Below are 399 nucleotides of genomic sequence, written 5' to 3'. Positions count from 1 at the left end.
CACTAGCATCCGCGGCACCGCCACGACGCGCTCGCAATCTGGCCGAGTTCGTCGTCGGCTACGTCACCGAGCAGATCGCGGCCAACGTGCTGAAGCCCGGCGACAAACTCCCGACCGAATCCCAGTTGATGAACACGCTCAGCGTGAGCCGCACGGTGATCCGCGAGGCGATCTCGCGCCTGCAGGCAGGCAAGATCATCGAGACGCGGCACGGCATCGGCAGCTTCGTGCTCGAGCCGCAGCGCGAAAAGCTCGGCATCGACATGGTGCCCGCCACCACGCTGCGCGACGTGCTGTCCATTCTGGAGTTGCGCATCAGCCTCGAAACCGAATGCGCCGGTCTCGCCGCGCAACGCGCGAAACCGGACGACCTCGCGCGCATGCGCAGCGCGCTCGACG

At 66.9% G+C, this 399-nt stretch carries 1 protein-coding gene; it reads left to right on the top strand.

Annotated elements, in window-relative coordinates; all coding sequences use genetic code 11:
- A partial coding sequence (locus tag VSR34_RS38870) for a GntR family transcriptional regulator (RefSeq protein ID WP_342965295.1) occupies positions 1–399 on the top strand: 399 nt, incomplete at both ends.

The organism is Paraburkholderia sp. JHI2823, from assembly GCF_038900695.1.
Lineage (GTDB): Bacteria > Pseudomonadota > Gammaproteobacteria > Burkholderiales > Burkholderiaceae > Paraburkholderia > Paraburkholderia mimosarum.
Note: the sequence above shows the minus strand (reverse complement) of the source record. Positions and strands in the feature narration are given on the sequence as shown.